The following is a 24,689-nucleotide window of genomic DNA, read 5'->3' on the forward strand; positions in this document are numbered from 1 at the left end:
TGCAAAGTGCGACATGGATTTAATTCAGGCCCTACGCGAGAGATTGGAGCGCCTGCCCAAGGTCATCGAAGCTCAAGTCCCGGGTGGTATCCGCTTGGCCGCACCTGATCCCGACGGCTTCGCCATTGAGATCTTGGACGGCCCAGACGAATGGACAGTCTTCCTTGGAGATGGGGCTTTCCACGATCATTTCGATACGGCCGATGAAGCACTCAGCTTCGTAGTCTGGTGCTACTCCGGAAAAGCTCGCCTCCGCGAATTTTCGCGCGGCAATATTCCGTCTGGCGCAGTTCTCGAGAGCCTTGAAGACAACACGTGGTCCGCAGTCTCTGAGATGAAGTTGATCTTCGTTCCCTTCTGGCGCGCGCGAACAGAAAGTGTCTTTCGGAACCCTAGCCTCCTGAAAGCGCGCTAAGCCGCAAAGCAAGGTCCGCTTGGACGATATGCGTTTCTAAAGTAGGTCCACGGCGCCGCGCACCGCCGCCGTGTAGGTCCGCCCCACGGGGACCGTCAGCCCGTTCATAAGCCTCAGCTGCGATCGCTGATCCGTGCGGACCACTTCGCGGATGGCATCACGCGCCACCCACCAGCTGCGGTGGACCTGCAGGCCGAGATCGGGGCCGATCGCGGCAATGGCGTCCGACAGGCGCATCAGGACGAGGTCCGAGCCCAGCATGGTGTGGACGCGCAGATAATGGTCCTCGGCTTCAAGCGCGACGATCTCAGTGCCGAGGCGGCTCGGCAAGCGCGACAGCAAGGTGCGCGGAATCGTGGCCGGCCCATCGGGCTTGTTCGGCTCCCCGTCGGGACCGCCGGCACGTTGCCGGGCGAGCGAAGCAGGATGAAGACGATCGCCAGTTGCACCGCGGCGACGGTTGCGAACAGCGCCGGGAGCTGGAGCGGCTGATAGGCATGGCCGGGCCGAAGAAGCGGCACGATCCAAGCGGCGACGAAGGTCAGCGGGAGAGCTGAGGCAATTGCCACGGCGATCAGACGCGGGCCGGGACGCGCGATGGATCCTGCGGGAATGAGCTTTCCCGCAACCAGCGCCGCGCCATAGCCGACGACCACCATGCCGACCCAAAAGGCGAGGCGAACCGACAGCGACAGCGGCGGATTCGACGCGAACGGTCCCGCAAATCCCAGCAACACGCCCAGGCCAAGTACGGGCACGGCGCGCTTCAGCAAGTCCCCAGCATGTCGTTGGCGCATCGTGAACGGCATCTCCGAAGTGCGAAAGGCTATTGGCGAAACGGTGGCTTGTCGAGGCGATCGGCGACCGATCAAGCGGGGCGACGCGGAACGATCCGCGACGCATAAAAAGGATTGAATCGATGAAACCTCTCCCCGCACTCCTGATCGTATCGGTCGCTGTTGCGCTGGCCAAGCCAGCGTGCGCCGAGCCCGCTACGCCCACGCTTGAAGCGTGCAAGGCAGCGCGCTTCGCGCCTAACGGGAAGACGCCCAATCTGCAGGGGCAATGGGATTTCCTGATGCAGGTCGGCAAGGCTTCCTCACCCGGCGTCATCGCCATTGGGCCGATGGACGGCGCGTACACCGGATCGCTGCATCCTTATCGCACCAATACCGTGGTCATCCGCCGCCTGACGCTCGACGGCGACGGCGCGGTCAGGATGTCAGTCGCCACGCGCGAGGGCGAAATCGGCTTCCGGGGGCAGCTGACCGGCGGGCCCGACACCATTTGCGGAAGCGGGCTGTATCACGGCGGCGTCGACTATCAACTCGTCGCGGTGCGCCGGCCGACCAGCTACGTGCCACGCTAGGCGCTAGTTTGCTGTCGCGCGATGGGAGTGGAAGAAGTCGATCTTCCACGCCTTGCCGTCATGCACGAGCACAGCGGACTCGAGCCAGGTCACCGGCTTCACCTGGCCGGCCGGGCCGGCGCTTCCGCTGTTTTGCCAGGCGGTCCAGGCAACATTGCACTGGCGCTGCGTGTCGAGCGGACCGACCGACCAGGTGAATTTCCGGCCGGCCGCGCGCGCGTCGCGGATGAGTTCGGCGAGCGCGATCCCGTCGTAGCGGTCGCCGCCATCGAACGAGTAAAAACGCGCCGTGGTTACCCGCCGAAAGGCGCCGAGGTCGTCCGTGCGCAGCGCCTGGTAGAAGGCCTGGACGGTGCGCTCAATCTCGGCCTCGGCGCGCGGTGACGCCGGGCAAGGCGCGGGGACGGCGTGCGCGCAGCCGGCCAGCATTGTCGCCGATAGGATCGCGGCTAGCGGCCGCTTCAAACTGCGTTCAGCGCGTTGGCGAAGTCGGCAATCAGATCGTCGGGATCTTCGACGCCGATCGAAATCCGCACCAGATTGTCGGTGATGTCGAGCGCCTTCTTGCGTTCGTCGGGGACCGACAGGTGGGTCATTGCCGCGGGCGCGCTGGCGAGGGTTTCGGTGCCGCCGAGGCTGACCGCGAGGTTGGCGATCTTCAGATTGTCGAGGAAGGCGAACGCCTCCTTCTCGCCGCCCTTCAGATAGAGCGAAAAGGTCGATCCCGCGCCAAGGCAATGGCGGCGATAGATGTCGGCCTGCGTCGAGCCCTCCTCGAGGAAACCGAGGTAACCGACCTTTTCGACCTTGGGGTGATCGCGCAGGAATTCGCACACTTTCCGCGCATTTTCGCCCGCGCGGTCCATGCGGAGCTCAAGCGTTTCGAGGCTGCGCAGGAGCATCCACGCAGTGTTGGGGTCGCAGATCGTTCCGATCGTGTTGCGGAACATCCGCACCTGATTGATCAGCCCCTTTTCACCAACCAGTCCACCAGCGACAAGGTCGCTGTGCCCGCCGACATATTTGGTCAGGCTGTAGATCGACAGATCGGCGCCCTGTGCCAACGGCTTGGCCCACAGCGGCCCCAGAAAGGTGTTGTCGATCGCGATCGGCGGCTTGTCGTCCGCGCCAAAGGCGGCGTCGCGCGCCGCAGCGACCCCTTCGACATCGACCAATTGGTTGGTCGGGTTGGCCGGGCTTTCGAGATAGATGAGCGACACACGGCCCTTGGCTTTCGCCTCGGCAATCACCGCGTCGATCTGTTCGCGCGACGCTCCCGACGGGAAGTCGAGCCACGACACGCCGAACTGGCCGAGGATCTTGGCGATCAACGTCTCGGTCGCGGCATAGAGCGGCCCCGAATGGACGACGACGTCGCCGGGCCGGACGAAGGTCAACAGCAAGGTCGCAATCGCCGACATGCCGCTCGAGAAGGCGAGCGCGTCATCGGCGTCTTCCCACACCGCTAGGCGATCCTCGAGGATTTCCTGGTTGGGGCCATTGAAGCGCGAATAGATCAGCCCTTCCGCGCCGCCCGGACGCTTGCCGGTGACGCCTTCGAAGAAGCGCTTGCCCGCGGCCGCAGTCTCGAACACGAAGGTCGAGGTGAGGAAGATCGGCGGCTTGAGCGACCCTTCGCTCAGCTCCGGATCGAAGCCATAGCCGAGCATCAACGTCTGCGGCTTCAGCTTGTGATTGCCGATGCTGGTCGGCGACGGCCGCGGCGTCCGATGCTGCGAGGTTTCGGCGCTGGCTTCATTTTCGGTGGGCAAAAGGGCTCTCCTTGGATGATGAGCGCTAGGCCCGTCGTCCGAAGAGGGTCAAGCCGGTTTCGGCGGCAGGCCGATCAGGCTGACTTGTCGCCCATAGTCCGCCTCTCCCCGGTGTGTGGCGCGGCGGTAGGAATAGAATCGGTCGGGATCGGCATAGGTGTCGAGGTGGAGCGCTTCGACCAGAGCAATACCCGCTGCCCGCAACCGTTGACCGACATAGCCTTCCAGATCGAACTGCCGGCCAGCGAAGAAGCGCGCGTTACCGGCATCGGCGGCGATAAAGCGGTCGCGGAAGCCGTCGTCCACTTCATAAGAGGCTTGCGCGATGCATGGCCCGACGGCAGCAACGATGCGGTCGCGGCGCGCGCCGCGCGTTTCCATCACGGCGATCACGGCGTCGGTGACACCGCCGATGGCGCCTTTCCAGCCGGCATGGGCGGCGCCGATCACGCCCGCCTCGCGGTCGGCGAGAAGCACGGGCGCGCAGTCGGCCGTGAGGATGCCGAGCAGGATGCCGGGGCGGTCGGTCACCAGCGCATCGGCGTGCGGCCGATCGTCGTGCGGCCAGGCACGCGCGCAATAGACGGCTTCCGCGGAATGGATCTGATGGACCGTGGCAAGCTCGGCGCCGGGAAGGACGGCGGCGACGGCGCGCCGGCGATTCTCGACAATGGCCGCACGTTCGTCGTTGCTGCCGGTGCCGACGTTGAGGCCCGCGAGATCGCCCGTCGAGATCCCGCCCCGGCGCCCGAGGAACCCGTGCGGGTTCCCCGGCAGGGTCGACGCCATGATGACTTCGACGGAGCTCATGCATGCCCCTGCATGATGACGTGCCGCAGGATCAGGTCTTCATCCGCGTGGCTGCCGACCATGAAGTCATACTTCCCTACGATGTCGAATCCGTAACGCTCATAGAACCGGCGAGCTCGATGATTGTCGATGAAAACGGAAAGAACCAACTCTTGCGCACCGCGGGAAGAGGCCTTGTCGAGGATCCACCTCATCAGGGCATCGGCGATCCCCAGGCCGCGCGCGCTGCTCCTCAGATACAGGCGCCGCAGCTCGAGTGCCGGCACATCCGTGTCATGCGGCAATCCCTTCGGCGCAAGCTCGATGAAACCAACGAGTTGGTGGTCGCTTTCGGCAACGCAGATGCTCACGTCGGGGTTGGCCAGATTTTCTTGCCATCTGGCGAGGGTGTTGCCGTCGAGGAACGCCTGCAGGTCCGCGGGACGATAAAGATGACCGAAGGTTTCGACGAAGGTTTCGGCGAACAGGTCTTTCAGTGCTGCTGCATCGCAATCGACTGCGTCTCTGTAGGTGACGTTCATCTCAATCCCGCGAGCTCGGGCCATGCCGGCGATCGAATCGCCATCACCTTGAATAGTTCGCCCATCTGATCTCGGCCCGTAAGGCGTTGCACCTGCGCCGCGAGCTCATCCGCGCGATCGGAGTTAGCGGCTGCCAACGCCGCCGCGCGTGCGCCGATGCCCAGCGCATTGAGCCATTCCCCCTGGCTGACGAGCGCCGACGCCACCGTGCCAGCCCCCGTCGCGGCGCGAGCGACGGCTTCGAAGTCGACATGCGACGTCAGATCCTGCTCGCCTGGGTCGGCCAGGACTGGCGAGTATCCGTGGCTGGAGACGGCCTGGAGCGTGTCGCCAGGGGCGCTGCGTGCATGACCATAATCGATGAACAAGGCGACACCGCCCTTGGCGGCAAGGCGGCTAGCGATCGCACCGACCGCCTGTTCGCGAGCCGGGGAGGTCTCCGTCACGTCCCCGTCTCGGTCGAAGGCAAGTCCGCCGGCCGCCACGAGCACGCGTCGCTCGGCCGCGCCGACCCATTGCTGGATCGGGAGAGCGTCGAGAAATTCGTTGCCCACGAGAAGCAGCGGCTGGAGTGGGATGTCATCGATCGATTCGTGCCAGATTGCGCCCGTGACGGCCTCTTTCTGCGCATCCCGAAGCACCGGACTGGTTTCGACCAAATGCACCTGCCCCGCAAAACCTGCCGAACGCAGCACGCGCAAAGCGTCCGCCGCAAGCGTGCCGCGCCCCGGGCCAAGCTCGGCATAAATGGCATCCGCGGGGGCGCCCGCGCGCATCCAGCAATCGGCCAGCGCCGCGCCCACCATTTCACCGAACATCTGGCTGACCTCGGGCGCAGTGGTGAAGTCGCCGCGTGCGCCAAACGGATCGCGCGTGCCGTAATAATATGCGTTGCAGGCGTCCATGAACGCCTCGACCGTGATCGGCCCTTCGGTGCCGATCCGTTCGCGCAGTGCCCGTTCGAGCGGGGTCAGGCAACGCTCTCCGCGCCGACCGTCGGCTCGACGCGGACGCGACGGCGCTTGGCGGTGAGCATCAGGTATAGGCCGCCGACGATCATCGGCACCGACAGCCACTGGCCCATATGCAGGCCGGTCGCCTGGGTGAAGGCGACAAGCTGCTGGTCAGGTTCGCGGATGAACTCCACCCCGAAGCGGAACAGGCCGTAGAAGAAGATGAAGGCGCCGACGAGCTTGCCCGGCTGGTAGCGGGCGTCGGTCTTCCAGAACATCCACCACAGGATGCCGAACAGGACGAGCCCTTCAAGGCCCGCCTCGTACAGCTGGCTTGGGTGGCGCGGGGGGCCGAGGACGCGCTCGCCGAACGGGCTGATCTCCTGGAAACGGATCGCCCACGGCACCTGCGTCGGCGCGCCCCACAGCTCCTGGTTCACGAAATTGGCGAGCCGGCCGAAGAACAGGCCGAAGGGCACGCAGCACGCGACATAATCGTGCACCCGCAGCCAGTTCAGCTTCTGCTTCCACGACAGATAGATGATACCGAGCGAGGTCCCGACGACCCCGCCGTGAAACGACATGCCGCCGTCCCAGAGCTTCAGGATCTCGAGCGGGTTTTCGAGATACTGGCCGAGATTGTAGAACAATACATAGCCCAGCCGCCCGCCAAGGATGATCCCGAGCGCGGCGTAGAAGACGAGGTCGTCGCCATGGCGACGGTCCATCGGCGAGCCGGGTCGTTTGAGCAGTCGCAGCAGGTACCAATAGCCAATGAAAATGCCGGCCAGATAGGCAAGGCTGTACCAGCGCAAGTCGAACGGACCGATCGACAAGGCGATGGGCGAAAGGCCTAGGTCCGGGAAGGCGACGAACGAACTACTATTGTTGACCTGCAAAGGACTTTCCCCTGAACCGAGTGCGCCTCATAAGAGGCGAGGCCGTAAAGGGCAAAAGGAGGGTGCGTGCAAAGCGAGCTCGACCGCAAATATGACGAGAACCTCGCGCGCTTGACCGCGCCGGGTGGGCGCCTGGTCATAAGCAAGGATGACAAGGGCCAGGCGATCGTGGCCAATTTCCCGCCGACGATCCCCGGCCTGCTGCGCGCCTTTTGCAAGCTGAACGCGGACGCCGAGGCCGTCGTCTCGGGCGACGAGCGCTTCACCTTTGCTCAATTGGACGAGATTTCCGAGCGGCTTGCGCATGCCCTGGTGTCGCGCGGGATCGCCAAGGGCGACCGCGTCGGAATCGCAATGCGCAACTGCCCGGCGTGGATCGTCAGCTACATGGCGATCGTCAAGGCCGGCGGCGTCGCGACCCTGCTCAACGGCTGGTGGGAAGCGGGCGAGCTTCAGCATGCGCTCGAACTGACCGAGCCAGCGCTGATCCTGGCCGATGCACCGCGCGCCAAGCGCCTTGCGCAATGCCCGCGCCAATTTCCGACCATCGGCCTGGCCGTCGACCAGCCGATCGAAACCGCCCTGGCGGAGCTGTTCGAGGGCGCAGACCTTGCCGCCCCGCTGCCCGACATCGCACCGGATGACGATGCGACGATCCTCTTCACCTCGGGCTCCACCGGGGAGTCCAAGGGCGCGGTCTCGACGCATCGCGCGGTGACCACCGCAACCTACGCCTATGCAACAGGGCTGATGTGCCTGCTCGGCGTCCTCACCGAGGCGGGGCGCGCGCCGACCAGCCCGCCGCGCACCCTGCTCAGCGTGCCGCTGTTCCATGTCACCGGCGAAGTGCCGGTGATGCTCAACAGCTTCGTCGTCGCGCGCTGCATGGTGGTCATGCCCAAATGGGACGCGAGCGAAGCGCTGAGACTCATCGAAAAGGAAAAGATCACCTATTTCGTCGGCGTCCCGACCATGAGCCTCGAGCTCATGACCCACCCCGACCGCGACAAATATGACTTGTCGTCGCTGCGCGACATCACCGCTGGCGGCGCGCCGCGGCCGATCAGCCATGTCGAGCGGCTGCAAAGCGAATTCCCCGAGGCGCAGCCGGCACTGGGCTATGGCCTGACCGAAACCAACGCCGCGGGGTTCAGCAATTTCTGGGGCAATTATGCCGCCAAGCCCGCCTCCACCGGCCGCGCACAGCTGCCCTATATCGAGGCCGCGATCCTCGGCGAGGGCGAACGCCACCTGCCGCCGCGCGAGGTCGGGGAAATCGCGATCCGCAGTGCGGCCAACATCAAGGGTTATTGGCGCAACCCGGAAGCGACCGCGGCGCTGTTCACGGCTGACGGCTACATTCGCACCGGCGACGTTGGCTATCTCGACGAGGACGGCTATTTGTTCATCGTCGACCGCAAGAAGGAAATCATCATCCGCGGCGGCGAAAACATCTCAGCCGCCGAGGTCGAGGCCGAATGCTATGCCTGCCCGGCGGTGGCCGAGGCAGCGGTGTTCGGCATGGCTGACGAGCGACTGGGCGAAGTGCCGATCGCGGTGATCTACGTCCGCGACGACGCCGAGCTGAGCGAAAGCGAACTGCGCGCGTTTCTCGACAGCCGGATTGCCAAGTTCAAGATTCCCGAACGCTTCATTTTTGCGACTGAGCCGTTGCCGCGGCTGGGCACGGGCAAGATCGATCGGCGATCGTTGAAGACCCAGTACGCCCATTGACGCTTGATCGCGGTGTGACCCCTCCCAACGACCATCCAGCGATCCCGGAACCGCAGATCGGCGTTTTGCTGATCAACCTCGGCACGCCCGATGCGCCGGAGGCGAGCGCGGTACGCCGCTACCTCGCCGAATTCCTAAGCGACCCGCGCGTGGTGGAAATCCCGCGGCTCGCGTGGAAGCCGATCCTGCACGGCATCATCCTGCGCACGCGGCCGCGCAAGTCGGCGCATGCTTATGGCCAGGTGTGGACCAATGAAGGATCGCCGCTGGCGGTCGTTGCGCGGCGGCAGGCCAAGGCACTGCAGGCGCGGTTGGGCGATTCTGCGCGGGTCGAATATGCAATGCGCTACGGCAACCCCGGGATCGAATCGACCGTTGCGCGCCTGCGCGACGCGGGGTGCAACCGGATCCTCGCGGCGCCGCTCTATCCGCAATATTGTGCAGCGACGACCGCGACTGCGAACGATGCCTTGTTCGGGGCATTGGCGCGCATGCGCGTGCAGCCGACATTGCGCATCCTGCCGCCATATTATGACGATGCCGTCTATATCGACGCGCTTGCCGCCAATCTGTCGCGCCAGTTGGCGGCGCTCGATTTCACGCCCGACCGCTTGTTGCTCAGCTTTCACGGCATGCCGCAACGGACGCTCGAGCTCGGCGATCCTTACCACTGCCACTGCCAGAAGACCGCGCGCCTCGTCGGCGAGAAGCTGGCGGTACCGACGGATATTGCGTTCCAGTCGCGCTTCGGGCGGGCCAAGTGGCTCGGCCCGGCAACCGATGCGACACTCGACGCTTATCCCGAGCGAGGCATCCGTCGCGTCGCGGTCGCAGCGCCGGGCTTTTCGGCCGACTGTCTCGAAACGCTGGAAGAACTGGGTATCCGCGGGCGCGACAGCTTCCTTGCCGCCGGCGGCGAGCGCTTCGCCCTGCTCGACTGCCTCAACGATTCAGCCGAAGGGATGACCATGCTGGAGCAGTTGGTCCGCCGGGAACTTGCAGGCTGGGTTCCCCGGACCTAAGCGCCGCAGCGATCAACAATGGGAGAGGACAGCATGGCTCGAGTGGCGATCGTCACCGGCGGCACGCGCGGTATCGGCGAAGCGATCAGCATGGCGCTGAAGGACATGGGCATGAATGTCGCGGCGAATTACGCCGGCAATGACGAGCGCGCGCGCGAATTCAGTGACCGCACCGGCATCCGCGCCTTCAAGTGGGACGTGTCCGACTATGACGCCTGCCAGGAAGGCGTACGCCAGGTCGAAAGCGAACTCGGGCCCGTCGACGTCCTCGTCAACAATGCCGGCATCACGCGCGACACGACGATGAAGCGCATGGATCACCAGAAGTGGCAGGAGGTCATCGACACCAATCTTGGCGGCTGCTTCAACATGGCCAAGGCGGTATTCGAAGGCATGGTCGGCCGCGGCTATGGGCGCATCGTCAACATCGGGTCGATTAACGGCCAGGCGGGCCAGTACGGCCAGGTCAATTACGCCGCCGCCAAATCGGGCATCCACGGCTTCACCAAGGCGCTGGCACAGGAAGGCGCGCGCGCCGGCGTAACCGTCAATGCGATCGCGCCCGGCTACATCGACACCGACATGGTCGCTGCCGTGCCGCAGGAAGTGCTGGGCAAGATCATCGCCAAGATTCCGGTCAATCGTCTCGGCAAGGCGGAGGAGATTGCGCGCGGCGTTGCCTTCCTGGTCGACGAGAATGCGGGTTTCGTCACCGGATCGACCCTGTCGATCAACGGCGGGCAGCACATGTACTGATGGAGGCGGTTCGCTACGCCCCGCCGGTCAAGCGTTCCGTGCTGATCGCGGGCCATGCGACATCGGTCAGCCTGGAGCCGATCTTCTGGTATGCCCTTGAAGCCGCGGCACGTGCGGGCGGGGCGCCGATGAATGCCCTGGTCGCGGAGATCGATGCCGCGCGGCTCGATTCCCCGACGCCGCCCAACCTGACCTCAGCGATCCGCCAATGGCTGTTCGCGCGCACGCTCGACAGCTGACCGCATCGCGGCGGCAAAAGGCGCGGCGGCCTCGGGCGCCTGTTCCAGGAACAGGGCCGGTTCGACCAGCTCCAGTTCGATGACCTGCAAACCACCATCATTGCCGATGACCAGGTCGACGCGCGCATATGTCGTGGAAACAGGCGCAGCGGCCAACGCCGCGCGGGCGAGTTCGAGCGCGCCGTCGGGCGGATCGCAGCGGACGATGTAACCGCCCCATTCAGGCTGCACCCGAAACTCCCCGGCTCGCGGGACCTTGCTCACGGCGTGGCTGAAGCGCTCGCCGAAAAAGATCAAAGAATATTCTCCCGCGTCCGTGATCCGGTCTAGCCACGGCTGTACGAGCATCCGCCAGCCGCGGACGAGGCCGGGGACAGGATCGCCCGGGCTTAGCCGATAGGTTCCGTAGGCACTCGCTGAAACCGTCGGCTTGACGACCAGATCGGCGGTTCCGAACTGCGTCCGCGCATGTTCCAGGGCCGCGTCGTCGAGCGAGGGAACGGTCAGCGTCGGTACCGTGGCAACGCCGCGTGCGGACAATTCGGCAAGATAGGCCTTGTCACTGTTCCAACGCAGTGTCGCCGGAGCATTCTCCACCGGCACTCGCTCGCGCTCGAAGCGCTCGAGCAGGCGGAGCCATTCGCCGAACCGCTGATGATAGCCCCAGGCAACCAGCGGCAGGAGGAGGTCAAATCCGGCAACACAACCCACGTCGTTCCACGGTGCCGTCGTGACATCAAACCCCCCTTCCCGGAGCGCGCGAGCTTGAGGGTCGAACGCCCAGCGCCAGTCGACCGCATAATCGGCCGGCGGGACGAGGATCAGGGCGCGCAAGGCTAGCGGGGGCGCACTTTGGCTCGCGATGACGGCCTCATCGCGACAAAAGAATGCGCGCCTGGCTTGCGATCTGCCCGAGCATCGAGGCGCTGACTTGCCCCTCGGCGCGCGCCCGCTCGACCAGCTTGCGGAACTGCGCGATTCGCTCGTGCTGAGCCTCAATCCAGGCCGTGACCGTGGCATCAGGGTCCTTGCCCCGATGGCGGGCGAGGAAGTCGATGCGGAGCTGCTCGAAATCGCGCGCCAGCCCGGCGGTCAGGAGCCGCTCCCACTGGTCGGACGGCACGAAGCGCGCGACCTGCTGCTGTGCCCAATCGACGCCCAGCGCTTCACCTAGAGTGGTATAGGCCCGGGTCAGCGCCAGCTCATCGCTCTTGCGGTCGGCGGCAAGCGCGGCGATCCCGAATATCCCGTCGAGCTCGTACAGGCGCACCAGCCCGCGAACGATGTCCTCACTTGCGCCAAGCGCAATCAACCGGTCGCGGCGCGCGGCGGCCTCATTGCGGACTTCAGAGCGGATCAGACGGGTTGCCTGTGACGCAATCTTGCGGACGCCCGGCTCCAGCCGCGCGCACAGCTTGCTGACGTTGGTCTCCCCACCGACCGAGCGAAGCACGTCCGACAGATGCGCACGCACCGTTGCCGCGGCAATTGCGAACAACTCCACTCTAATGGCCTCGGGAAGCGAATCCTCCTCGATCTCCAGCCACAGCTTCTCAAGGTCGAGCAGCCGTTCGACGACCAGGAAGGCACTCACGACTTGCTGGAGCGAGGCGCCCTCTTCCTCCGTGAGGTCGAACGCCATGCCCGGGCCAAGGCGATTGACCAGGCGATTGGCGACCTTGGTCGCGACAATCTCATGGCGCAGGCGGTGCGCGCGAATCGCCGCAGCATGGGCCTTGCGCATCGGCATGGGGAAAGCGTCGAACAATTGCGGCTCGAGCAATTTGTCGTCGGCCAGCTGCAGATCTTCCGCCGCATCCTGCAGCGCGATCTTGGAGATCGAGAGGACCACGGCGAGCTCGGGCCGGGTCAGGCCGCGATTTTCCTGCGCACGGCGGATCAGGTCCTCGTTCGAAGCCAGCCCCTCGACCTTGCGGTCGAGCCGGCCCGTGGCTTCGAGCAGCTCGATCGTCCGGGCGAAGCGAGGCACGGCATGCGCACCGCCGGCTTCGGCGACCGAGAGAGCCAGCGATTGAAGCCGATTATCTTCAAGAACGAGCTCCGCCACGTCGTCGGTCATCTTGGCCAGCAAGGCATTGCGCTTGGCCTCGGTCAGGCGGCCCTCGCGCATTTCGCGGTTGAGCGGGATCTTGATGTTCACTTCATTATCCGAACAGTCGACGCCCGCGCTATTGTCGATGAAGTCCGTGTTGATGCGCCCGCCGTTCTCGGCGAATTCAATCCGGCCCGCCTGCGTGATGGCCAGGTTCGCGCCCTCGCCAATGACCTTGGCGCGCACTTCGTCGGCACTGACGCGCAGCACGTCGTTGGCCGGGTCGCCGACATCGGCGTGCGATTGTGTGGAGGCCTTGATGTAGGTGCCGATGCCGCCGAACCACAACAGGTCGATGTCCGCCTTGAGGATCGCGTTGATCAGGCTCGTCGGGTCGAGCGAGCGGGCGTCGATGCCCAGCAGCTTGCGCATCTCGGCGCTGATCTCGATCGATTTTTCGGTGCGCGCGAACACCCCGCCGCCCTTGGAAATGAGGTCGCGGTCGTAATCGTCCCAGCTCGACCGCGGCAGCTCGAACATGCGCTTTCGCTCCGCCCAGCTCTTCTTCGCGTCGGGATTGGGATCGATGAAGATGTGACGATGGTCGAACGCGGCGACGACCTTGATCGACTTGCTGAGCAGCATGCCGTTGCCGAACACGTCGCCCGACATGTCGCCGCAGCCGGCGACCGTGACATCGTCGGTCTGCACGTCGATGCCCATTTCCAAAAAGTGCCGCTGGACGGAAATCCACGCCCCACGCGCGGTGATTCCCATCGCCTTGTGATCGTAGCCGTTCGATCCGCCGCTGGCGAAGGCGTCACCCAGCCAGAAATTGCGTTCGAGCGCGATGGCATTGGCGACGTCGGAGAAGGTCGCGGTGCCCTTGTCGGCGGCGACGACGAAATAGGGATCGTCGCCATCGTGGATGACGACGCCGTCGGGATGGACGACCTTGTCGTTGACGAGGTTGTCGGTGATCGACAGCAGTGAGCGGATGAAGATGCGATAGCTTTCGGTCCCTTCCGCAAGCCAGGCATCGCGATTGGTGATCGACGGCAATTGCTTGGGGTAGAAGCCGCCCTTGGCGCCCGTGGGCACGATCACCGCATTCTTGACCATCTGCGCCTTGACCAAGCCCAAGATTTCGGTGCGGAAGTCGTCACGCCGGTCCGACCAGCGCAGGCCGCCGCGGGCGATCGGCCCGCCGCGCAGGTGAATGCCTTCGATGCGCGGGCTGTAGACCCAAATCTCGCGCCACGGCACCGGTGCCGGCAGCCCGGGTACGCGCGCGGAATCAATCTTGAACGCCAGCGCTTCGGCCGCTGCCGGTGCGAAGGCATTGGTGCGCAAGATCGCTTCGACCAATGCGCGCAGGCGCCGCAGGATGCGGTCGTCGTCGATCGATCGGACCTTGGCTAGTGCGTCGTCGAGGCGTTGACGATTGCGCGCCACTTGCTTTTCGCGGTCTTCGGCCGCGGGATCGTGCGCGGCAACGAACAGGTCGACCAGCGCGCGCGTCGCATTGGGCGCGCGGCGCAGCGCATCGACGATCGTGATCAGGCCGAAGGAGCTTCCCGTCTGACGCAAATAGCGGAACCAGGCGCGCAGCCAGACGACCGCCTGCGTGCCGAGGCCGGCGTAGAGCACGAGCTGGTTGAACTCGTCATTTTCGGCGGCGCCGCAAAGCACGTTGGAGATTGCCTGTTCGATCTCCGGCAGGCGCGCGTTGATGGAAGCAAGGTCGGCTTCGCTTGCCACTTCGACGCGGAAGTCGTGGATAAAGCCGAGCTGCCCCACGAGCGCCGTGGGGACTTCCTCGAGAACGCGGAAACCGAAATTCTCCAGGACCGGGACGGCCTCGGACAGCGGGATGAGCGCGCCCTCACGATAGGTCTTCAAACGCAGGTGGCCCGGTGCATCGGCTTCCGACTGCGAAATGCGCACGCTTCGGTCGGCGTCGCTGTTCAGCGTGCACAAGCGCAGGATGTCCGCAGCGCCCTCCTCGGGCGCGGTTCGCGCGCGATAGCCGTCCGGGAAGGCGCCAAGATAGGTCAGTGCAAGGCGCGTGGCGCGGGCCGGACCGGCCGCCTCGATCAGCTCGCCTTCGACCGCCGGCGCCCAGCCGCGCACCATCTCGACCACGGCGGAGTCGAGCGCTTCCGTGTCGGGAGGCGGCGCGGCAGCGTCGATATATTGCGTGTAGCGGATGAGCGCGAGGTCGCCATCGCCAAGCTCCACCGACCAGCTGGTGATGTCGCGTCCGACCTCCGACCCGAGAAGCAGTGCGATCGCCGTCCGGCGGGAGGTGGTCAGGTCCTCGCGCGGCAGCCAGACGAAGGTGAAGAGCTGCCCTTTAAGGATGCTTCGAACCTGGACCAGGGTCGGCCGCGGGCGGTCGGCCAGCGACATTGCGGTGAGCACCAGCTGGCGAGTCGACTCATGATCGACGGTAATCAGCAGGTCGCGCGGAAGGGAGGCTACGGCGTGCCGCAACGCCTTCCCGGAATGGCCCTTGGGATCGAAGCCAAAATCCTTGTCCAGCTGTTCGAGGCGCGCGCGAAGCACCGGCACCTCTTCCGCCGGCACGGTCAACGCCTGGCTGGTCCACAGGCCGGCGTGAACGCCGATACCAACGATCTTGCCGCCCTCTTTAAGAGGAACCACGACGAGGTCGAGCGGCACGCGGCGATGAACGCTCGACTTTCGCTCGGCCTTGGCCATCAACGGCACCTGTCCGCCATTCTCGAAATAGCGCATGGCACCAAGTGCCCCGCCCTCATCCGTAGGCGCGCCGGGAACGCTGAAGATACCCAGCCCTTCGGTCGGGACCACGCCCGGCTTCTCGACATGGTAGCCGAGAAGCGTCATCGCCCCATCGGCAAACCAGTTCAGCAGCGCGGAGCCTTCGGGATCGTCGATCGCCGCGGCGTCGGCCCGCATCTTGTCCTGCAGCGGATGCCAGTCGCGAACCGCCAGCCGGACGTCGGTCAGCACGCGGCGCAGGTCGGCCGCCAATGCCTGGCGCGCCTTGGCGTCGATCCGGTCGAGCTCAATGTACATCATGGATTCGCGGCGGCCCTTGTCCGCGCACAGCAGCTCAACGCCATTAAGAACGCCCTTGCCGTCGCGGCGGACGCAAACCACGGGGTGAAGCAGGCGATGAATCGTCACCTGACGCGCGGCGATGGCGTTTGCGACCGAATCGACCAGGAAGGGCATATCGTCATTGACGATGCCGATGCGCATGCGCCGGTTGCCCGCCTCGCCGCCGGTCGACTGGACCGCGATCTCGATTTCGCCGGGCGCTCGCTTGGCGGCGACTTCCGCAAGGAATTCGGCAGCCTCCCGCTCACTGTCCCGATCGAAGCCGCGCGTCTCCCCGGGGAGCGCATTGCGGGTCAAGGCCTTGCGAATGGATTCAACGAGCGGCTGAGGCAGGCGCGTGTGGGCCGTCATGGGGTGATTGGGCTCCGCGAGTGGGGCGATGCGGGCGGCCTATAGACCCGCGCTCCCAAAGCGGACAACCCCGTGGGCTAGCTGTCAGGCGGCGCGACGGATGACGCGTTCGGCCAGGGGCTCGTCGTTGAGGACGGCGACCAGCTGGTGCTGCCCATCGGCACTTCGGCGCGTAACAACCACCGCAAATTCGGCCTCGACGGGCACATCGGCCAGCGCGATGGCCGGTGCCCGGCGCAGCTTGGCGCGGGCCGCGTCTCCGCGATCGTCCGGGCGCGGTCCCGGTCGGCGCGCAGCGCGCTCCGCGGCAACCAGCGCCTTGAGGCCGCCGGCCTGGCCTTCGATGAAATCGCGGAATTTCCCGGCTTCGACCTGCTGCCGGTGGGCATGGGAAAGCGCAGCCGCAAACTCCGTCAGCCGCGCCTTGTCGTAATCGACGCCGAAAACCAACTTCACGACCGGCGTCATCGGCGCCCGCGCCTGCGCCTTCACCCCAGAATCGTCGAGGATTTCGGCGTAGCCTTCAGGGTCGTCCGTCGCGGCCAAGGAGAAATCGTAGGCCAAAGCCAGCGCAGCGTAGAGTGCGCCGCGGGTGCGCCCCTCACCCAGCTTGACCGCCTCGGCCCCTTCGCGCGCCGCCCATAAGCGGTCTGCCAGACCGGCGTCGGCGTCGAGAGCAGGAACTGCCAGGCCATCGTCGTCGCTGTCGTCATGCAGCGGGCCGTCTTCCCAAGAGAAATGGGGAACTGGCTGGACATGCTCGTCCGCGGATTCGGAAACAGCCGGGACGTCAGCTGGCGGAGCCTCATCGTCGCCTCCCAGCAACAGCTCGGGAAACGCGTCCGGAACGTCGGCGGCGGAGGCCAGGTCCAGCATCGGCACCATCGGAACGAAGGCCGTATCGGGGGTAGCGTCCACGGCCTTCCAGTTGATGACGCCGTAGATGAAATCGATCGTCTCGCCGTCCGACGAGAAGGGCATGAGGATGCCGCGATAGCAGATATTCTCTTCGCGCTGGTTCACATATTCGGCTTCGAAGCCGATCGGCGCGCGGTTGGCGATGATCTGCAGATAATGGTCCGTCAGCCGCGACAGCAGCGACCGGCTCGGCACCTCCGAAGTCGTTCGTGCGTCGTCGGCCAGCCCGCATTCCTCGCGGATGGCGCCCCCAATGTAGGGCATCGCCGGGCTATCGCGGCCGCAGGTAAAATCGAGCAATACGCTGTGCGCCGAAAAATCCTCGAGATTGCCGGGTTCGAGATCCTCGATCGACGGGAAGTCGCGACCGTCGAGCAGCGACACCCAGTAATTATAGGCACGCACATGCATGCGCCGCTCGTCCGTACCGATCGCCGCAGCGACGGCGGCCGCAGATGCATCGGCGGCCACCGAAGGCTCGAAGTCACTTGGATACCCGCGGAACCCGTCCATTGCCGCTCCACCCCTTCATTTGGCAGAGAAAATGGCCCAGCGTGGTTACCATGAAGTTAATCACATCCATGATGCGATACGGCCTGATGCCCTTGCCCGCGCGCGGTCGCTTTGTTAGGGGCCCAGCCTTCCGGGAAGCCAAGCCGCTTTAGCTCAGCTGGTAGAGCACATCATTCGTAATGATGGGGTCAGGTGTTCGAGTCACCTAAGCGGCACCACCCTAAAATCGATGAGCGGCCGTGCAGGCGATCGTCTCTTTTGCGTAGCCCGCCCGTGATCTGATCCTACATTTGTGAACCGGCCAGTAAACGACAAGCACTCGATCTGAGTCGCGCGTCTGCCTGACTATAACGCCTTGAGAGAATGCGTTTCTTCGGGCGTTGCTAATTTATGTTATTTAGCCGATATTGTGACATCAGCTTGCCGACTGACTGATTGTGCAACTCGCGGCCCATTGGGCGGTGGGTTACCCGTTGTTGTGGAGACCGCGCATGGTCACGGAACCTGAATTTTCCTCGAGCGCCCACGCCAGGATTCTGCTGCCCTTTCGATCCTGACGCTCGCGCAAGCGGGCAGATCAGAGCCAGCGCGACAGCGCCGCCGATCCTCGGGGCACCTTCCCGATAGGTCGACCAAATTACCGCGGGGAGCGAAAACCATGAATACCGCACGCAGACCGGCGCGCAAACCGGCTATCCGCCTTGTCGGAGATGATGACCGGGCCGCCACGCGCTTCAACGTCGGGGAAAGCATCGCCTTAGAGGCGAGCGGCTTGGCACCGGCCAAGGTTCATGACCTCAACATTCGGATCGATCAGAAGACCGCGCTCGATTTGCGGCTGATCTCCGACCGGGACGGAAACATTCCCGCCACCGTGATCTGGGCGCAGCTGGGCTTCGACGACCCCGCGTCGGGCGCGCGATACACTTTGGTTGAAGCTCTTGAGAGGTTTGGCGGCAGGACGATAGAAATCGTCGTCCGGCAGGAACGGCGCAAAATCACCGCGGCGAAAGCTGTGATCGAAAAGCGCCTGACGCGGCCGCTCGTGGCCGTGGTCGACGCGGCCGGCCGCCTCCTCAATGCCGTCGACGAAGAAGGCGAAGAACCGCACCTCCTGCTGGCCGGCCTTGCATCATCCGGATCCGTGGTCGTGACGGCGGTAGCGCGCCAGCATGACTGGTACGTTGGTGCGCGCCTGGAAGAGGCATTGACGAGAACGGGTGATCCCGCGCGGATGGAGGTCGAGATCAGGGAAGGTGACGCCCGGGTCACGAGGTTCCCGCTGGCCCGCGATCTTCCGCCGGGCGCATACGACCTGATCGTGCGTCCGATCCGCTACGGCTACGAACATCACCTCGCCCCGCTCGTCACTCGACATGACATCATCGGAAGCAGGCGCATCACCGGCTTGGTGGTCCGCGAGGATTTCTGGCGCGCAAAGCCCGTCCTGGGGGCTGCGTGAACAAAATTCCGATCAGCGGGCGAACGGTTTCCGGCGCTCCCTATTTTCGCTTCACCGACACGTTTGAAGTCGGTGCCGATGTGTGGGGTGCGCTAGATCCAGGCATCGTCGATCCCGGCAATGTCAGCAAAATGTGCGCGCTCTACGTCATTCCGAGCAAGTCGGATGTGCAATGGAATGCGGACAATTCCCTGGCTCACCTGGCGATCCTTGGCGGGAATGCCGCGGTGCCGAAGATCAAGGTTCAAGCGGGCTGCATCAATGCCAACAAGGTGTTGTTGTGGCCCGGTGCAAGCCAACCCGGAGAGTATGACATCGTCGCCGACTTCGGAAATAATACACCGGACGCTGCAAGCTTCGTCAGCGACGCGCAATACAACACGCCGCTCGATATCATCGATGGCTACTTCATCGCCGGCTTCCGGGTTGTCGAGGACCCGGGCACCCTCGGCGATTGGGCGCAGGTCGGTCAGTGGTTCTACAACGAGACGACCCAAGGGATCGCGACAGTCGTCGACGAAGCGGGCTCGTACAGCACACCGGGTGGCTTCGCGAGCGTCAACGTTTCCGTCCCGCGCAAAGCGAACGTCTTCTTTCCCGCTGATGCGCCAGGCGTCACAAGCCCTGCGCAGATCAGCGGCGTGTCCGCAAACTATCCCTTGATCGTCGTGATTCACGGCAACGGGCACAACTACACCAGCTACGATTTTCTACTGCAGCATCTCGCCCGCAACGGGTTCATTGCCGCGAGCATCCATATCAATTCGGGCATGTCCGGGCTCGGGCGCGCCAACATGCTGTTCGAGCATCTCGGGATACTCAAGCCGGCATTTGGGTCGAAGCTTCAGAACAACATCGGATTGCTGGGGCACAGCCGCGGCGGCGAAGCGGTGATCAAGGCGGCACGCCTCAACCAGCAGCAAGGGCTAGGTCATGGCCTCAACGCCCTGATGGCGCTCGCTCCCACCGACCAGTACGGACACGAGACGCTCGTCGCGCCGTGGGCCACGCCGCATTTCGTTCTTTACGGATCGAGAGACGGAGACATCAAAGGCGACATCTACACACCCGGCTACACAACGGCGCAAACCGGCTTCGCCCTCTACGACCGGAGCGCCGACGCATCCAAGCAAATGCTGTTCGTGCACCGGGCAAGCCACAACGGTTTCATCAACTATAACGAGGATTTCAGCGGTGAAGCGTCGACCTGCATAAGCGTGGCCGACCAGCAAAAGGTGATGCTGGCATATACGAACGCCTTCTTCCGCAAGGAGCTTAGCGCCGACCCAAGATGGGAGGGCATGTTCAGCGGGGATTGGGTACCGCCGTCCGTGAGCGTCAATGGAACGCTGGTGCAGACTCAATTCCGCCGTGCCGCGGCGAGCGTCATCGACGATTTCCAGGCCAATGCAACTTGGACAACGAGTTCCAGTGGCGGAGCGGTGACCTCGACCGGTCTCCCGGTCACGCCGGCCGAAGGGAAGCTTAGGGATCATCCTGCAGCCAGTGGAATCGATCCCCTTTCGCCGCATGACAGCAGCGGCATGCGGATCCGATGGGACAATATCGGCGACAGGATCGACTGGGCCATCCCCGCCGGGCAGGGGAACGTATCGGCAGCTGACGTTCTGAGCATCCGCCTTGGTCAAGTGGCCGGAAGTGCGATCAATCCGGCGAACGCCGCGCAGAACCTGAGGATCGCCCTCAGGGATGGAGCAGGTAACGAACGCGCGGTGCGGGTTGGCGCTTTCAGCACACTGCCGTATCCGGATGTCCGGCCGGTTTCGACGCGCACCAAGTCCGCGCTCCTGACGGTACGCATCCCGTTAAGTGCGTGGACCATCGTCTGCGCCGGTCAACCGAAAGTCGACCTTACCAATGTGGTGTCGGTCAGCCTTGTTCTGTCCGAGACTCCGGCAGGTGAAGTCTGCGTCGATGAAATCGAATTCTCAGCTTGAAGGACATCAGGATGTTTTCCATTTCCCAGATGCTTTCTGTCCGCGAGCAGACCAAGCTCAGCACCCGGACCTTTGAAACCCTGCTCGACCTCAACGATCGGCCGCACCTGCTGCTCGCGATTGAGATCCGGGGCGCTATCTTCCCGCACATGAACGCAGAACCGTTCGTGCAGATTGTCGACGAACGCCGGCGCGGAGCCAGAAGCTGGATCGCGGACGTTGCCGACGATGGGTCCGCGATCACCGGCTATTTCCCGCTGGACGCAGACCTTTCCGGGTCGATCGTGGAATTTGGATACGGCTCGAGCGCATTCGGACGCATCGCGAACTATCGAGCCTCTGGTGAAAAGCTGGACCGCGACAGGCTTTCTGCAAGGACGGTGGTCGTCACCATCGAGCTCATTCGCAAGATCAGCAAGCTGAAGTCGGACGAGGATCCGTTGGCAGTCCTGACGGAATAGAGAGAGCGCCTGACAACCCTTTAAGCCGAAGGAGCCGGAGACATGGCAACGCAAGACAAGATGCTATCGGCGCGGCTTGTTGTCGACGTCGTCGATGTCAACGGTGAGCCCCTCAAGGCTGCGAAAGTGGAATTCAGAGGCGACAATAGCAAAGGTGCGGCCGCACGATTTGCACGGGAAGGCCACAGTTACGTCGCAGAAATCCGCACTCCGCTTCGCGGAGAGGTCCGCGTCACAAGCGAGGGTTACGAAGAGCAGGCTCGTGACGTCGGCCTCACGAGCGGTGAGAACCGGGAGCTGTTCGTGTTGGGCCCGCGCGGCTCCAGATATTATTTCCGTGAGAAAGTGCGGATGCCGGTGGAGGCGCCGAGAAACCTTTTCGCGCTTACCTTGTCCCAGCGTGCGCGGCGCGACGCGTCCAAGGTCAATGAGTTGCTGCGATCCCTGAAGATAAAGCCGCAGCGCGCTTCAGAGTTAGCCGAACGCTCCGGGACGTTCCTGTTCGAAGTGCCCGTGACCAACGCACGAGCGATGTTGGCCCGCCTATCCGAGCATCCCGCCATTGAGCATGTGGGCGCGGTCGTATCCCTGCGCGAGGGGGGCAACTTCTCGCACCTCACGCAGGATGTGATCGTCCGCTTCAACGGTCCCCGTCTACGGGACGTGCAACGGATAGCGGAAAGCCTCGGTTTCAGCGTCACGCGCGAAATCGTCTACGCGCCGCATAGCTATGTTCTGCGCTGGCAAAAGCCGGCAACGCTCGAGATTCTGGATGCCATCGAGCGTTTGGCGAAGCGGCCTGACGTCGAGTGGGCCGAGCCGAGCCTGGTCGTCACTCCCGAACTTGACGCGATAACGCCCACCGATTTTCTGTGGGCGGGCCTGTGGGATCGCCAGCTGATCGGACTTCCCGATGCGTGGCAGAATCTTCAGGATGCGGGCCTCGAGCCTTTTGGAGACCCGAACATACTGCTTGCGGTCTGGGACAGCGGAACGCAGACGGCGGCCGGAATCCCGACCAACGCCGACTTCACCGGTAATTTGAGCAACGGTCAGCCCAAGGTGCTCGCCGCGTTCGACTTCATCAACATGGTGGCTAATAATGACAGTCCGTGGAGCGATCACGGCTCGGGCGTCGCTGGCGTGTCGGCGGCGATGGCGAATAATCCGTCGCCGGTCGCCGGCCAGACGTACGGCCTGGTCGGCAGCGCCCCAAACGTGCAAGTCATGCTGTGCGCGGGCACGGCTTCGACCGATCTGTATGTCGCCGATCAGTATATCTGGATGGCGGGATTCGATCCTCAGAGCCCGGTCGCCGGCTTTCCGGCGACGCCGCCGCTTCGCGGCGCGGATGTGATCACCTGCAGCCTGACGCCCGGCGCGGGAGCAGCCCTGTCAGGAATCGCGAGGGCCGCGCTCGACTTCGTCACCACCTTCGGCCGCGGCGGCAAGGGAACGATGTGCTTCTTCTCGACGGGGAATGCCAACCAAAACAACGTCATTGCGCGCCCTTACGGCGCGTATGAAAAATGCTTCGGCATTGCTGCCATCTCCTACGCAAACGACGGCGTCACCGAGGTCCGTGCCCCCTATTCTGGATGGGGACAGATTGCCTTCTGTTCGCCGTCGCAGGACCAATCCCCCACGGTCCACAATCCTCCGACCGGCTTCATGCCTTGGGCCGCCAGCCATGCCGGCCTGGGCAATCTCATCAGCTTTCCGCAAGCTTCGACCACGATTTCTTCCGCAAGCGTCGCAGGCGCAAATACCCTGACATTCGTGACCATTGTGGGTTTCGCGGTGAATGACGTGATCCACGTGGGACCGATCGGTGCCCTTGGCAGTGAGCCGGCGAGAATCACTGCGGTCGATGGCGCGACGAATCAGGTCACGCTCGCCAGCGCGCTCCTGAACGCGCACGCGGCTGGAGACTTGATTCAGACCGGCCCGGCCAATCACAAGAATAACTTCGGCGGCACGTCGTCCGCGACACCCTTGTGCGCCGGCGTTGCCGCCCTTGTCCTCTCCGCCAACCCCGACCTGACCTATATCGAAGCGCGGCAGGTGATGCGCGACACGGCAATCAAGCTCGACCTCGCCAATACGGATCCGACCGGCCAATGGCTCGACGCCAGCGGGAACCCGTCCGTGACGTCCGGCCAGCCCGCGGTTCGAAGCCAATGGTACGGCTATGGACGGGTCGATGCGGAGGCGGCGGTCCAGGCGGCGATCGATTATGGGATGACCCGCGATCTCGTCATTCGCGACAATCTTTCCGACGTCGGAATCGTTGCGACCAGCGGCGCATTCTGGAACAGTCCCGATATCTGGTGCAGAACAACTGCGCCGGCGATGGACCCGGGCGCATTACCCGCCAGCTATGGCGCGGCGGGGCCGCACCAAACTCCGGTCCGAGGCCAGCCGAACTGGATCTATGCCCGAGTCCACAACAATGGCACGACGGCGTCGCTCGATGCATGGGTGCGGTTGTCGATCACGCATTTTCCCGGCCTGGAATTCACCTATCCGGAATCCTTTCAGCCGACCAACGGACCCGGGGATCCGCTACCTGTACCCGTGACCCCGGGAACCTATTTCATCGGAGAGGCAAAGGTTGCCGGCGTCCCCCCGGGCGGGGAGCAAGTGGTGGTGATCGAATGGCCGGCCGCCCTCATTCCGCCATCGACGGTCGCGTCCGGCACCGTAACTTGGCACCCCTGCCTGTTGGCGGAGATTGCGCCGCACGACGGCCCGGCGGCGACCGGCAACCATGTCTGGGACGACAATAATCTTGCGCAGAAGAACATTACCATCGTCGGCCCGGATTCCGCTTCAGACTTTGAGATGGCGGTCATCGTCGGAAACGAGGCCAATCGCGCAGACTTGCTCTATGTGGACATCTTCCGCGGCAAGCTACCGCCTTCGGTCGAGCTGTATGTCGATCTGATGGACCCCAGACTGTTTCGTCAGCTGCGGAGTATCCATGCGCCGCACGACCGGCCCGAGCCCCAGGTGGAGGATGGCGACGTAATGGTCAGGCCGTCGCTTCGGCCATCCCGTCTGCTTGAGCGCGCAGGCTGGCGGATCGGCCGGAAGAACGGCCGCAATGTCCTGCTGTTGTTGCCGAGGCCCCAGGTCCGCATCCCAATCTATGCGGGGGCCGGCCGCCTTGTCCCCATCATTGTCGGCGCAAGCGGAGGTGGGCGGTCTCCGACAGGGAGATACGAGATCGTCATCATGCAACGGCAGCCGAACGGCGAAGTCAGCGGCTCGGCTTCGATCTTGGTCGACGGGCGGCAATTAAGGACGAAAAAGCGCAAGGGCTAAACCCGCGTCGCGAGGTGCTTAGCTACGATACCGCGGCACAATCGTGCA

Annotated in this window: 20 protein-coding genes and 1 tRNA gene; 11 read left to right on the forward strand and 10 right to left on the reverse strand. The window is 64.2% G+C overall.

Going from position 1 to position 24,689, the window contains the following annotated elements:
* Window positions 1–13 precede the first annotated feature (13 nt).
* A complete protein-coding gene (locus H9L13_RS00150) occupies window positions 14–415 on the forward strand; it encodes a hypothetical protein (RefSeq protein ID WP_187538017.1) in 402 nt (133 codons plus the stop codon).
* A 36-nt stretch (window positions 416–451) separates the two neighbouring features.
* Here H9L13_RS00150 and H9L13_RS12635 read toward each other — a convergent pair whose 3' ends face one another.
* Window positions 452–745 carry a LytTR family DNA-binding domain-containing protein gene (locus H9L13_RS12635; protein WP_187538018.1) on the reverse strand — a complete coding sequence of 98 codons (294 nt, stop codon included), beginning with the start codon at window positions 743–745 and terminating at the stop codon, window positions 452–454.
* A gap of 589 nt (window positions 746–1,334) precedes the next feature.
* On the opposite strand from H9L13_RS12635, the gene H9L13_RS00160 reads away from it, so the two are divergent.
* Window positions 1,335–1,784: a hypothetical protein gene (locus tag H9L13_RS00160; protein ID WP_187538019.1), complete on the forward strand. Its 450-nt coding sequence runs from the start codon at window positions 1,335–1,337 to the stop codon at window positions 1,782–1,784.
* A gap of 3 nt (window positions 1,785–1,787) precedes the next feature.
* Here H9L13_RS00160 and H9L13_RS00165 read toward each other — a convergent pair whose 3' ends face one another.
* The 6 genes from H9L13_RS00165 to lgt form a co-directional block, all read right to left on the reverse strand.
* The gene (locus H9L13_RS00165) at window positions 1,788–2,213 is read right to left on the reverse strand and encodes a Cif family virulence factor (protein WP_187538020.1); all 426 of its coding nucleotides are present in this window, start codon (window positions 2,211–2,213) and stop codon (window positions 1,788–1,790) included.
* Between the two features lie 32 nt (window positions 2,214–2,245).
* Entirely contained in the window at window positions 2,246–3,556 is a 1,311-nt protein-coding gene (locus H9L13_RS00170) for a cystathionine gamma-synthase family protein (protein ID WP_187538021.1), read from the reverse strand.
* Window positions 3,557–3,604: 48 nt separating this feature from the next.
* Window positions 3,605–4,366: a peptidoglycan editing factor PgeF gene (gene pgeF / locus H9L13_RS00175; RefSeq protein WP_187538022.1), complete on the reverse strand. Its 762-nt coding sequence runs from the start codon at window positions 4,364–4,366 to the stop codon at window positions 3,605–3,607.
* Entirely contained in the window at window positions 4,363–4,887 is a 525-nt protein-coding gene (locus H9L13_RS00180) for a GNAT family N-acetyltransferase (RefSeq protein WP_187538023.1), read from the reverse strand. Before H9L13_RS00180 ends, pgeF begins: the two co-directional genes overlap by 4 nt.
* Complete coding sequence (locus H9L13_RS00185; RefSeq protein WP_187538024.1) at window positions 4,884–5,792, reverse strand: class I SAM-dependent methyltransferase; 909 nt, start codon at window positions 5,790–5,792, stop codon at window positions 4,884–4,886. The genes H9L13_RS00180 and H9L13_RS00185 overlap by 4 nt, the downstream gene beginning before the upstream one ends.
* 65 nt (window positions 5,793–5,857) lie before the next feature.
* Window positions 5,858–6,739: a prolipoprotein diacylglyceryl transferase gene (gene lgt, locus H9L13_RS00190; protein ID WP_187538025.1), complete on the reverse strand. Its 882-nt coding sequence runs from the start codon at window positions 6,737–6,739 to the stop codon at window positions 5,858–5,860.
* Between the two features lie 66 nt (window positions 6,740–6,805).
* On the opposite strand from lgt, the gene H9L13_RS00195 reads away from it, so the two are divergent.
* Genes H9L13_RS00195 through H9L13_RS00210 form a run of 4 tightly spaced genes read left to right on the forward strand, consistent with a single transcriptional unit; the run spans window position 6,806 to window position 10,490 of the window.
* Entirely contained in the window at window positions 6,806–8,473 is a 1,668-nt protein-coding gene (locus H9L13_RS00195; RefSeq protein ID WP_187538026.1) for a class I adenylate-forming enzyme family protein, read from the forward strand.
* A 14-nt stretch (window positions 8,474–8,487) separates the two neighbouring features.
* A complete protein-coding gene (hemH, locus tag H9L13_RS00200; protein ID WP_187538027.1) occupies window positions 8,488–9,495 on the forward strand; it encodes a ferrochelatase in 1,008 nt (335 codons plus the stop codon).
* Between the two features lie 33 nt (window positions 9,496–9,528).
* Complete coding sequence (gene phbB, locus H9L13_RS00205) at window positions 9,529–10,251, forward strand: acetoacetyl-CoA reductase (RefSeq protein WP_187538028.1); 723 nt, start codon at window positions 9,529–9,531, stop codon at window positions 10,249–10,251.
* Window positions 10,251–10,490: a ribbon-helix-helix domain-containing protein gene (locus H9L13_RS00210; RefSeq protein ID WP_187538029.1), complete on the forward strand. Its 240-nt coding sequence runs from the start codon at window positions 10,251–10,253 to the stop codon at window positions 10,488–10,490. Before phbB ends, H9L13_RS00210 begins: the two co-directional genes overlap by 1 nt.
* Here the strand turns inward: H9L13_RS00210 and H9L13_RS00215 are convergent.
* The 3 genes from H9L13_RS00215 to H9L13_RS00225 form a co-directional block, all read right to left on the reverse strand.
* Complete coding sequence (locus H9L13_RS00215) at window positions 10,446–11,324, reverse strand: ATP-grasp domain-containing protein (protein WP_187538030.1); 879 nt, start codon at window positions 11,322–11,324, stop codon at window positions 10,446–10,448. The two genes, H9L13_RS00210 and H9L13_RS00215, sit on opposite strands and share 45 nt — an antisense overlap.
* A gap of 37 nt (window positions 11,325–11,361) precedes the next feature.
* Window positions 11,362–16,002: an NAD-glutamate dehydrogenase gene (locus tag H9L13_RS00220; RefSeq protein ID WP_187538031.1), complete on the reverse strand. Its 4,641-nt coding sequence runs from the start codon at window positions 16,000–16,002 to the stop codon at window positions 11,362–11,364.
* Window positions 16,003–16,086: 84 nt separating this feature from the next.
* Window positions 16,087–17,433 (reverse strand): PAS domain-containing protein, encoded by a 1,347-nt coding sequence (locus H9L13_RS00225; RefSeq protein ID WP_187538032.1) that lies wholly within the window; start codon window positions 17,431–17,433, stop codon window positions 16,087–16,089.
* 142 nt (window positions 17,434–17,575) lie between these two features.
* On the opposite strand from H9L13_RS00225, the gene H9L13_RS00230 reads away from it, so the two are divergent.
* The 5 genes from H9L13_RS00230 to H9L13_RS00250 all read left to right on the forward strand — a co-directional run bounded on the left by H9L13_RS00230 (window position 17,576) and on the right by H9L13_RS00250 (window position 24,641).
* Window positions 17,576–17,651: transfer RNA gene (locus H9L13_RS00230), tRNA-Thr, on the forward strand.
* Window positions 17,652–18,091: 440 nt separating this feature from the next.
* Window positions 18,092–18,895, forward strand: coding sequence for a hypothetical protein (locus H9L13_RS00235; protein WP_187538033.1), 804 nt, complete (start codon window positions 18,092–18,094; stop codon window positions 18,893–18,895).
* A complete protein-coding gene (locus tag H9L13_RS00240; RefSeq protein WP_187538034.1) occupies window positions 18,892–20,853 on the forward strand; it encodes an alpha/beta hydrolase in 1,962 nt (653 codons plus the stop codon). The genes H9L13_RS00235 and H9L13_RS00240 overlap by 4 nt, the downstream gene beginning before the upstream one ends.
* A gap of 11 nt (window positions 20,854–20,864) precedes the next feature.
* Entirely contained in the window at window positions 20,865–21,314 is a 450-nt protein-coding gene (locus tag H9L13_RS00245; protein WP_187538035.1) for a hypothetical protein, read from the forward strand.
* A 42-nt stretch (window positions 21,315–21,356) separates the two neighbouring features.
* Entirely contained in the window at window positions 21,357–24,641 is a 3,285-nt protein-coding gene (locus H9L13_RS00250) for a S8 family serine peptidase (protein ID WP_187538036.1), read from the forward strand.
* The last annotated feature ends 48 nt before the right edge of the window (window positions 24,642–24,689 follow it).

Origin of the sequence: Sphingomonas lutea (genome assembly GCF_014396785.1) — a bacterium.
GTDB lineage: Bacteria > Pseudomonadota > Alphaproteobacteria > Sphingomonadales > Sphingomonadaceae > Sphingomicrobium > Sphingomicrobium luteum.

What these genes read in the sequence shown, in the direction of transcription:
- H9L13_RS00160 (WP_187538019.1), top strand. Translation starts at nt 1,335, where the DNA reads ATGAAACCTCTCCCCGCACTCCTGATCGTATCGGTCGCTGTTGCGCTG.
- H9L13_RS00250 (WP_187538036.1), top strand. Translation starts at nt 21,357, where the DNA reads ATGGCAACGCAAGACAAGATGCTATCGGCGCGGCTTGTTGTCGACGTC.
- H9L13_RS00220 (WP_187538031.1), bottom strand. Translation starts at nt 16,002, where the DNA reads ATGACGGCCCACACGCGCCTGCCTCAGCCGCTCGTTGAATCCATTCGC.
- H9L13_RS00180 (WP_187538023.1), bottom strand. Translation starts at nt 4,887, where the DNA reads ATGAACGTCACCTACAGAGACGCAGTCGATTGCGATGCAGCAGCACTG.
- H9L13_RS00165 (WP_187538020.1), bottom strand. Translation starts at nt 2,213, where the DNA reads ATGCTGGCCGGCTGCGCGCACGCCGTCCCCGCGCCTTGCCCGGCGTCA.
- H9L13_RS00245 (WP_187538035.1), top strand. Translation starts at nt 20,865, where the DNA reads ATGTTTTCCATTTCCCAGATGCTTTCTGTCCGCGAGCAGACCAAGCTC.
- phbB (WP_187538028.1), top strand. Translation starts at nt 9,529, where the DNA reads ATGGCTCGAGTGGCGATCGTCACCGGCGGCACGCGCGGTATCGGCGAA.
- H9L13_RS00185 (WP_187538024.1), bottom strand. Translation starts at nt 5,792, where the DNA reads ATGGACGCCTGCAACGCATATTATTACGGCACGCGCGATCCGTTTGGC.
- H9L13_RS00150 (WP_187538017.1), top strand. Translation starts at nt 14, where the DNA reads ATGGATTTAATTCAGGCCCTACGCGAGAGATTGGAGCGCCTGCCCAAG.
- H9L13_RS00225 (WP_187538032.1), bottom strand. Translation starts at nt 17,433, where the DNA reads ATGGACGGGTTCCGCGGGTATCCAAGTGACTTCGAGCCTTCGGTGGCC.
- H9L13_RS00235 (WP_187538033.1), top strand. Translation starts at nt 18,092, where the DNA reads ATGAATACCGCACGCAGACCGGCGCGCAAACCGGCTATCCGCCTTGTC.
- H9L13_RS00210 (WP_187538029.1), top strand. Translation starts at nt 10,251, where the DNA reads ATGGAGGCGGTTCGCTACGCCCCGCCGGTCAAGCGTTCCGTGCTGATC.
- pgeF (WP_187538022.1), bottom strand. Translation starts at nt 4,366, where the DNA reads ATGAGCTCCGTCGAAGTCATCATGGCGTCGACCCTGCCGGGGAACCCG.